Here is an 8,714-nt window from a genome sequence, read left to right as displayed (position 1 = left end):
GAATCTATCTATATGCAAAAAGTGTGGGAGGGCGTTCGTAATCGCCACACGTAACGCGCTATTCTAGCCGCTAAGTCGGAAGTTATCCACAGGTTAACCAGAAATTTTGCACAAGCGTGCTGGGGTTGGGTTTTTTGCAACCAAACTTATTCAAACCGGTAAACCGGTGCCTGACCCGCAGGGTCAGGCACCGATCCGCGGCTGCCGCAGGCTGGTGTCAGACCCTGCGGGTCTGACACCGTTTTACCGGTTTGCAGCGGTTTAAGTGGTTGACAGTAAACCGAAAAATCCTGATAATTCTGGGTTCCCCGCCCGTAGTCCGTAATTTTTCAGATACGATGCGCGGATTTAGCGGGCAGTGAGATTGGCGCAGTGCGCGAAATGTCATTGGCACCAACATTTTTAGGGACACCTTTCCCGTCCCGATTTTGTATTTTTAAGCGAGACCAACATGAAACGTACTTACCAACCTTCCGTTGTGCGTCGCAAGCGCACCCACGGCTTCCGCGCCCGTATGGCTACCCGTGGTGGCCGTCAAGTCCTGAACGCACGTCGTGCAAAAGGCCGCAAGCGTCTGGCTGTAGTTTAAGCACGCTTGTTAGCTGATCGCGTGGAAAGCTGTCCTAACAGCTCGACAGGCGAAGGCAGACACGACTTCGCTCGCGCTCGGCGCATCATAAAAACGGATGAATTTTCATCCGTTTTTAGTTTGCGGCCAACGCAGAAGAGCGCGCACTTCGTGCTCTATACCCGCCAGAACCAGCTGCCGAATGCGCGGCTGGGCATTGTCGTTGCCAAACGCTTTGCACCGCGCGCGGTTACCCGCAACACCATCAAGCGCGTCACGCGCGAACTGTTCCGCGTGTCCAGCCTTCCCTGCATTGATTGCGTGGTGCGCCTGTCGCGCCCCGTCAATAGCAAGGACGGCCCGGCCACCACGGCCAAGCTGAAGGCCGAACTGCGCCAGGAACTGACGCGCCTCTTTGCATCGGCTAACAAGGCCAGGCCGGCAAAATGAAAACGCTGCTGACCATCCTGCTGCGCTTTTACCAATGGGTCATCCGTCCGCTGATGGGTGCACCGAGTTGCCGTTTTTACCCTAGCTGCTCCAACTATGCGCTCGAAGCTGTGCGCGAGCATGGTGCGGCTCATGGCAGTTACCTGGCGTTTCGCCGGGTTTGCCGCTGCCATCCCTGGAACGCGGGCGGGGTCGATCCCGTGCCGCCCAAGCACTTCAACCACTCCTGAAGAACCGAATGGATATCAATAAACGCTCAATCCTGTGGATCGTCTTCGCGGTCTCGCTGGTTATCCTGTGGAATAACTGGATGATCTCGACCGGCAAGCCGTCCATGTTTGCTCCGGCTCCTGCCAAGCCAGCCGCCGTAGCTTCGGCCTCCGCGACTGCCGCGGGCACGCCTGCTTCTGCTGCCGCTGCCGCCGGCGCTGCTGCTGCGGTGAATGGCACTGCGGTTGCTGCTCCGATCAAGACCGAAGTGGTGACCATCACCACCGACGTGATGCGCGTCGATATCGACACCCTGGGCGGCACCATCAAGCGCCTGGAACTGCTGAAGCACAAGGGCAGCGCCGATCCGGGCTGGCTGGGCGGCTGCTGGGGCCTGTTCGAGTTCTGCAAACCTAAGGGTGGCAACAACACCGAAGTGCTGTTCAGCGAAAACGGCAAGCATATCTACCTGGGCGAAACCGGCCTGGTGAACGCGCCTAACCTGCCTAACCACCAGACTCCATTCGTGGCCCAGCCGGGCGCGCGCGTGCTGAATGATGCCAACCAGGTCAAACTGGTGCTGGAAGCGGAGCAGGGCGGCGTCAAGCTGGTCAAGACCTTCACCTTCAAGAAGGGCGACTACGTGGTGGATGTGCAGCATACCGTCACCAACACCGGCGCCGCTCCGGTGAGCCCTCAGCTCTACCTGCAGCTGAAGCATGACGGCACGCCGCCGGAAGGTTCGGGCTTCATGAACCCATCGTTCATCGCCCCGACCATGTACACCTCGGAGAGCCACTATAAGAAGTACGAGTTCAAGCAGATCGAGAAAGATGCCAAGTCGCTGGCGGAAGATCCCAAGTTCAAGCCTGGCCACGTGACCGAGGCAAAGGACGGCTGGGTCGCGATTGCGCAGCACTTCTTCGTGTCCGCTTTCGTGCCGCAGGATAAGCTGGAGCGCACTATCTTCACCAAGAAAGAAGGCGACAACCTGTACTCCATCGGCGTCGTGCAGCCGCTGGGCACCCTGGCGCCAGGCGCGTCGGTCACCAACAATGCCCGCCTGTACTCCGGCCCGCAGGACACCGACACCCTGAAGCAAGTGACCGAAGGCCTGGACCTGGTCAAGGACTACGGCTGGCTGGCGATCGTGGCGCGCCCGATGTGGGCGGCAATGGCTGCCATCCACTCCGTGGTTGGCAACTGGGGCTGGACCATCATCGCCTTCACCGTGGCGATCAAGCTGCTGTTCTTCCCGCTGTCCGCCGCTTCCTTCCGCTCGATGGCGAAGATGAAGACCGTCACGCCGAAGATGACCGCCATCCGCGAGCGCTACAAAGGCGATCCGCAGAAGATGAACCAGGCCATGATGGAGCTGTACAAGACCGAGAAGATCAATCCTCTCGGCGGCTGCCTGCCGATCCTGGTGCAGATGCCGGTGTTTATCGCCCTGTACTGGGTGCTGAACGCGTCGGTTGAAATGCGCGGCGCTCCATGGGCGCTGTGGATCACCGACCTGACCCAGCACGACCCATGGGCGATCCTGCCGATCCTGTACGCGATTTCGATGTACATCACCACCCGCCTGAACCCGCAGCCTGCGGATCCGGTGCAGGCGAAGATGATGATGTTCATGCCGATTGCCTTCTCGGTCATGTTCTTCTTCTTCCCGTCCGGCCTGGTGCTGTACTGGGTGGTGAACAACCTGCTGTCGATTGCGCAGCAGTGGGTGATTACCAAGAAGTTAGAAGTTGGCGTAGCCAAGTAATTACTGAAAAGCCCGCGCCAGACGCGGGCTTTTTTTAACCGGAAAACCGCCGAAACCCCAGGCCGTGGAGCAGACAGTGTCAGACCCTGCGGGTCTGACACAGGTTTACCGGTTTTAGAGAATAAAATCACCAAATGAACCTAGACTCCTCCCCCATCGCAGCAATCGCCACAGCCCCCGGCCGCGGCGGCATCGGCGTCGTGCGCGCCAGCGGCAAGAACCTGCAGGCGCTGGCAAAAGCCCTATTCAAGGACGCAGACCTCAAGCCCCGCCACGCCACCTACATCCCCTTCACGCAAGCCGACGGCACCGTGATCGACCAGGGCATCGCAATCTGGTTCAAAGCCCCGCACTCCTACACCGGCGAAGACGTCATCGAGCTGCAAGGGCACGGCGGCCCGATCGTCCTGCAAATGCTGCTGCAGCGCGTGCTGGAAGCCGGCGCCGAACAAGGCCTGCGCCTGGCCGAACCCGGCGAATTCACCCGCCGCGCCTACCTGAACGACAAGCTGGACCTGGCCCAGGCCGAAGCCGTCGCCGACCTGATCGACGCCTCCACCGAAGCCGCCGCCAAATCCGCCAGCGCAAGCCTGAGCGGCGCCTTCTCGCAGACCATCCACGCCCTGGTAGAACGCGTCACCCACCTGCGCATGCTGGTGGAAGCCACGCTCGACTTCCCGGAAGAAGAAATCGACTTCCTCGAAAAGTCCGATGCACGCGGCCAACTGAAAGGCATCGTCGAAGCCCTCGACCAGGTGTTCAAGCAAGCCTCGCAAGGCGCGCTGCTGCGTGAAGGCCTGAACGTGGTGCTGGTCGGCCAGCCGAACGTGGGCAAGTCCTCACTCCTGAACGCACTGGCCGGCGCCGAAGTCGCCATCGTCACGCCGATCGCCGGCACCACGCGCGACAAGGTCAGCGAGACCATCCAGATCGAAGGCATCCCGCTCAACATCATCGACACCGCTGGTATCCGCGGCCACGATGAAACGGTGGACGTGGTGGAGCGCATCGGCATCGAACGCACCTGGGGCGAAGTGGGCAAGGCCGACGTCATCCTGCACCTGCTGGACGCCGACCACGGCCCGACCCGGCATGACGAAACCATCGTCGCGAACTTCCCGCAAGGCGTGCCGGTGCTGCGCATCTGGAACAAGATCGACCTGTCGGGCCATAAGCCGTCGGTCGACCAGATGGCCGATGCAACGCACATCTACCTTTCCGCCAACGAGAAGACCGGCATCGACCTGCTGCGCGCGGAACTGCTGCGCATCGCCGGCTGGCAGCAGACCGGCGAGTCGCTCTACCTCGCGCGCGAACGCCACCTGATCGCCTTGCGCAACGCGTCCCGCCACCTTGACTATGCCGGCCAGCACGCGGCGCAAACCGACCAGTCGCTGGACTTGTTCGCGGAAGAACTGCGTCTCGCGCAAGTGCAGCTTTCCACCATCACCGGCGAGTTCTCCTCCGACGACCTGCTGGGCGTGATCTTCTCCCGCTTCTGCATCGGCAAATGAAGCACCGCTAATTGGCGGGACGGGAGAAGATGTTGACGAGATTGCCGTCAGGGTCGCGTAGCAGCAAGGAGCGGTTCCCCCACGGCATTCTCGTTGTCGGCATGACGATATCAACGCCATTGCCGGCTACCCGCTCGAACACTGCATCCACGTCGCTGACTTCAAACTCCAGGATTGCCGATTGATTGGCTGCTGCTTTTGCCGCGCCCACATTGAACAGGGCGATCAGCCGTTCTGAAGAAAGGGCCAGCACGGCCCCGTTGAAGTGGATTTCTGCAAAACCCTCTGCGGGACGGTTTGCCGTGATGCCGGAAAGGTGCTGGTAAAACGCGATCATGCTGTCGAGATCCTGCGTCACCACGCGTACCGATGCGAATTTCATTCTGAGCTCCTGATTTGAAAGAGGGCCCAGTTTAAGTTCCTATCCTGCCAGATTCTGGCAGTATTGATTCGGCGGCTTCCCGATGCGCCTTGCGCCATTCGCGCAGCAGGGCGGCGCGTCGCTTCGGATAGCGTTCATGCGTTTCCGCTGTTGCCAGAATCCGATCTGCACGGAAGTTGCGGAAGCCGTTTCTCAGCTCGCACCAGCACATCAGCACCCTGGCCTGGTCAAAATAGACCAAGGCAAAAGGCCACACTACGCGTTGCGTCCGGATGCCGCTGCCATCCGCGTAAGTGATCAGCAGCTTCTGTTCGGAGCGCACGGCATTGCGCAGCATGTCGGGAGACGGCGGGTTGCCAGGCCTGCGCAATGGGGCGCCAACCAGCAGCGCCGACTCATCCAACTCGCGTCGCAACTCTGCTGGCAACACGGCTGAAACCTTGGCCAACACATTCATGGCTCCCTCGACCAGCGTCGGGTCGCAGCGATCCGCGACCCAGCGCATGCCCAGCACCAGGGCATCCAGCTCTTCCGAGCCAAACATCAAGGGCGGCAGCATAAAGCCGGGCTTCATGACGTAGCCGATACGCGGTTCGCCTTCAATCATGGCCCCTTGGGCCTGCAGGCTGGCGATATCGCGATACAAGGTGCGGATGCTGATGCCAAGTTCATTGGCCAGGACCTGGCCGCTGACCGGGCGGCGGTAGCGCCGCAGGACTTGCAAGAGATTGAGCAGGCGTTCGGAACGTGACATGGGTTTGGCAGTTGCAGTGAAAGCGGGATGCAAAGATAAGGCATCTTCGCGGCTTCCGCATCATTGTGATGTCACGGAACAAAGTCCTATCGCGCCGGCGCATCCCATTGGAATATTTATGTTTCTTTTGGTGCGCTGGCGCACGTTGCGTCCCCTATGCCACTGATTTAATCCTGCTATTATTTTGTTGAGGCAGGTCATGCTCCTGTCCGCGCAAAGCAGTAACCTTGGTTCCAGGGCTTGTCAGTAAAGGGGAATATCGTGGAGACGCAACAGGAAATCCCACCCGCACAAAGTGTCGCAACGGCCGAGCGTCCAAGCGGCGTGCGCCAATCTCTGCCTCCCAAAGGCTCCTGCTGGTACTGCGAAAAACCCTTGGATGCAGTGCGCCGGTTCTGCGGCAAGGAGTGCGCGGATTCCTTCGATGAAGAGGCGCACTTCTCAGGTTGATAGCGGCTAGAGTTCCATCTCCAGCACGTCCAGCGCAGTCTCGAAATCGAATGCATGCGTAGCCGCCGCAATCATCTGGAAGGTCGGCACGCCCAGCGCAGTTGCAAGTATCGTCGCCGATTTCTCCACCAGGTCGATGGCCGCGCCATCACCCTCACGCAACAGTCCCACCAGTTCTTCGATCAGTGCGCGCAATTGCGCGGGATCGACTGCCGGCGTTTCGCTCGATGCGGCTTTGTCGCCATGCTCGCGTAAGAGATCGTCGATGCTGCCGCAAGTCTCGCGCAGCAGCACTGCGAGTTGCTCTACCAGGGCGGCCGGGTCGGCGCCGTCGGCGATCGCGTTTTCCACCAGCACCGCCTGGTCGTGCACCAGCTGCGCGCCAATCAGGCCGGCGGAACCTTTCAGGGAGTGCGCTGCCAGTTGCGCCTTGGCGTCCAGCTGCTGCGCGAGCAGCGACTGGATACGTTCACAGGAATCGCGATAGTCCTGCAGGAAGCGGCGCAGGATTTGAAGATACAGCGCACGCTCGCCCATCAGGCGGTCCAGTCCCTCCTCGATGTCGAGGCGCTGGCGTATTGGTGCGCTGGAAAGAAGCTTGTTCATCAGGACAGAATTTAGCACTCTGTCCCGATGTGGGCTAGGGGCGGGACTCTATTTTGTCGTAAATGACCAGTTTTTCGTCACGGCGATGCCGTCGACCGTGCCCACGAAGCTGACGTCATACGTCGTGTTGGACAGCAGCGTTGTCAGCGGAACAATGGCTGCGGACTGTTTCCGCGTGTGTTCCGAGTCCGTCGCGCTCGTCAACAGGCGCGTGGCGAGCGGCGAACCTCCGCGCGGGCGGATGGTGAAGTTTGCCGCAGTCACCTTGATGCCGTCGGTGGTGGTGATATCCGAGTGAATGCTGACCGGGTAGCCGACACGATTCAGGTTCGGCACCGGATCGGGCGATTCGGTATCGCTGTCGAACGAGGTCGGGACAGAAACCTGGCCATTCTTCGGGTAGGTAACAGTGTTGCCTTTACCCAGCCCGGCGCCAAAGCCGTTGTGGGTCGCCATGTCGGAGGTGAAGTAGGTGTAGCCGCTGCCCGAGGTCGAGGCGCCAGTGCCCATCTCGCGGAACTGGGGTTCGAAGATCACGAAGCGGTGATAGATCGCAGCGATCAATTCTTCCGCGTGGTAGAAGCCAGAACGGTCGCTGGCAGCGGAAATCACTTCACCATAGGCATAGTTGTTCTCGCCCAGGATGTAGCCTGCGCTGGCCAGGCGGTCCGGCAACGTCGCGCCGGTAAAGCCTGGGTTGCCAGGAACCTCGTCGTGCGACACGATGTTATTCAGGCGCAGGTAGTTCGAGTGGGCCAGGGCGGCCTTGTTCAGGAGTTCATTACACGACAGCATAGCCAGGCCAATGTCGGCGCGGCGGTAATTGAACCAGTTGAAGCCGTCGATGGCCGTGTCGCCCGTGGCGCCGGGCAGGCCGGTCGGCGATACAACGCACGCTGTCGTTGGCGGATTGGTCACCGGCGGGGTCAGCACCGGCGGTGCGGAACTGTCACCGCCGCCGCCGCCACCGCAAGCGGTAAGCAAGGCTGCGACCAGCAGGGCTATCGGCTTTTGGTGCCATTTAATGAGGGTATTCATAATGAACTCCTTTATGGCGCGATTCTATGCCAATTTCAGGCAATATGTGTTTCTTTTGTAAATCCTCGAGCAGGGTAAAATAGCCTTTCTTTTTTGATCATCATTGCCTTAATTTGAATACTCAACGACATCAGCGACTCCAACGCGCCAAATTTGCCTTACCTAGCACGGTAACGCTGCTCTCGATCGCCTGCGGCTTTGCCAGCATTGTGATCTCCGTCGACAACGCCCATCTCGGGCTGGCGCAGGACTACCGCCTGGCGGCCGCCTTGCTGGTGCTGGCCGGGATCTTCGACGCGCTGGATGGCTTCGTGGCGCGCGCCACCGGTACCGGTTCCGACTTCGGCGTGCAGCTCGACTCGATTGCCGACGTGATGAACTTTGGCTGCGCACCTGCGGTGCTGCTGTACTGCTATGGCTTCGTGCAGATGGGGCCGGCCGATCCGACCCTGCTGCGGATTGGCGGGATTGCGGCGTTCTTCTTCGTCGCTTGCGGTGCGCTGCGGCTGGCGCGCTTTAATGTGAATGTGGGACGGACCGATCCGAAGTACTTCGTGGGGATGCCGATTACCGCGGGCGCGGCTTGCGTGGCGTCGGTGGTGGTGGCGTGGCCGGAGTTTCCGGATTCGAGCCTTGAGGGCTATTTCGTCGTAGCCCTGCTGTTTGTGGTGGGCAGCCTGATGGTGTCGACCATTCGCTTCCCTAGCTCGAAGCAGAAGAAGTCCACCGCGGCGCTGGTGCTGCTGGCGGTGAATGTGGGGTTGCTGGTCTGGCTGCGGGCTTATTACTTTGTGCTGTTCTTTGTGGTGTACATTGCGTTCACCGTGGGGCTGAACCTGGCCTGGCGTGCCGGGTGGCGCGGGATTGCGCCGCCGCAGGTTTTTCCGGATGACTGATTAGAACCGGTAATTCGGTGTCAGACCCGCAGGGTCTGACACCTGTCCAGCGGCCGCCGCGTATCGGTGCCTGACCCT

The 8,714-nt window shown here is 60.4% G+C and carries 10 protein-coding genes; 6 read left to right on the top strand and 4 right to left on the bottom strand.

Annotated features, from left to right (window positions below; translation table 11 throughout):
* Positions 1-451 precede the first annotated feature (451 nt).
* From rpmH to mnmE, 5 genes are all read left to right on the top strand, one after another.
* On the top strand, positions 452-589 hold the full coding sequence (gene rpmH, locus ACN9MY_RS30965; protein WP_078035393.1) for a 50S ribosomal protein L34: 138 nt from the start codon (positions 452-454) through the stop codon (positions 587-589).
* Between the two features lie 21 nt (positions 590-610).
* Complete coding sequence (gene rnpA, locus ACN9MY_RS30960; RefSeq protein ID WP_426336641.1) at positions 611-1,018, top strand: ribonuclease P protein component; 408 nt, start codon at positions 611-613, stop codon at positions 1,016-1,018.
* On the top strand, positions 1,015-1,248 hold the full coding sequence (gene yidD, locus ACN9MY_RS30955; RefSeq protein ID WP_426166301.1) for a membrane protein insertion efficiency factor YidD: 234 nt from the start codon (positions 1,015-1,017) through the stop codon (positions 1,246-1,248). Before rnpA ends, yidD begins: the two co-directional genes overlap by 4 nt.
* Positions 1,249-1,256: 8 nt before the next feature.
* Positions 1,257-2,996: a membrane protein insertase YidC gene (gene yidC / locus ACN9MY_RS30950; protein WP_426319731.1), complete on the top strand. Its 1,740-nt coding sequence runs from the start codon at positions 1,257-1,259 to the stop codon at positions 2,994-2,996.
* A 134-nt stretch (positions 2,997-3,130) separates the two neighbouring features.
* Positions 3,131-4,510, top strand: coding sequence for a tRNA uridine-5-carboxymethylaminomethyl(34) synthesis GTPase MnmE (mnmE, locus tag ACN9MY_RS30945; protein ID WP_426319729.1), 1,380 nt, complete (start codon positions 3,131-3,133; stop codon positions 4,508-4,510).
* A 7-nt stretch (positions 4,511-4,517) separates the two neighbouring features.
* On the opposite strand, the gene ACN9MY_RS30940 is transcribed toward mnmE, so the two are convergent.
* The 4 genes from ACN9MY_RS30940 to ACN9MY_RS30925 form a co-directional block, all read right to left on the bottom strand.
* Positions 4,518-4,892: a VOC family protein gene (locus ACN9MY_RS30940; RefSeq protein WP_426336640.1), complete on the bottom strand. Its 375-nt coding sequence runs from the start codon at positions 4,890-4,892 to the stop codon at positions 4,518-4,520.
* Between the two features lie 31 nt (positions 4,893-4,923).
* Positions 4,924-5,646 carry a helix-turn-helix transcriptional regulator gene (locus ACN9MY_RS30935; protein ID WP_426319725.1) on the bottom strand — a complete coding sequence of 241 codons (723 nt, stop codon included), beginning with the start codon at positions 5,644-5,646 and terminating at the stop codon, positions 4,924-4,926.
* 456 nt (positions 5,647-6,102) lie between these two features.
* A complete protein-coding gene (locus tag ACN9MY_RS30930; protein ID WP_426336639.1) occupies positions 6,103-6,702 on the bottom strand; it encodes an Hpt domain-containing protein in 600 nt (199 codons plus the stop codon).
* Between the two features lie 48 nt (positions 6,703-6,750).
* Complete coding sequence (locus ACN9MY_RS30925) at positions 6,751-7,740, bottom strand: CAP domain-containing protein (protein WP_426336638.1); 990 nt, start codon at positions 7,738-7,740, stop codon at positions 6,751-6,753.
* Positions 7,741-7,853: 113 nt separating this feature from the next.
* Between ACN9MY_RS30925 and pssA the strand changes: the two genes are divergently transcribed.
* Positions 7,854-8,636: a CDP-diacylglycerol--serine O-phosphatidyltransferase gene (gene pssA, locus ACN9MY_RS30920; protein WP_426166280.1), complete on the top strand. Its 783-nt coding sequence runs from the start codon at positions 7,854-7,856 to the stop codon at positions 8,634-8,636.
* Positions 8,637-8,714 lie beyond the last annotated feature (78 nt).

The sequence above is a fragment of the Pseudoduganella sp. R-31 genome (assembly GCF_049913235.1).
GTDB lineage: Bacteria > Pseudomonadota > Gammaproteobacteria > Burkholderiales > Burkholderiaceae_D > Rugamonas.
This window is presented reverse-complemented; position numbering and strand designations above follow the sequence as displayed.

Coding starts and splice junctions, on each gene's coding strand:
- rpmH (WP_078035393.1), top strand. CDS start 452: ATGAAACGTACTTACCAACCTTCCGTTGTGCGTCGCAAGCGCACCCAC.
- yidD (WP_426166301.1), top strand. CDS start 1,015: ATGAAAACGCTGCTGACCATCCTGCTGCGCTTTTACCAATGGGTCATC.
- yidC (WP_426319731.1), top strand. CDS start 1,257: ATGGATATCAATAAACGCTCAATCCTGTGGATCGTCTTCGCGGTCTCG.
- mnmE (WP_426319729.1), top strand. CDS start 3,131: ATGAACCTAGACTCCTCCCCCATCGCAGCAATCGCCACAGCCCCCGGC.
- ACN9MY_RS30940 (WP_426336640.1), bottom strand. CDS start 4,892: ATGAAATTCGCATCGGTACGCGTGGTGACGCAGGATCTCGACAGCATG.
- ACN9MY_RS30935 (WP_426319725.1), bottom strand. CDS start 5,646: ATGTCACGTTCCGAACGCCTGCTCAATCTCTTGCAAGTCCTGCGGCGC.
- ACN9MY_RS30930 (WP_426336639.1), bottom strand. CDS start 6,702: ATGAACAAGCTTCTTTCCAGCGCACCAATACGCCAGCGCCTCGACATC.
- ACN9MY_RS30925 (WP_426336638.1), bottom strand. CDS start 7,740: ATGAATACCCTCATTAAATGGCACCAAAAGCCGATAGCCCTGCTGGTC.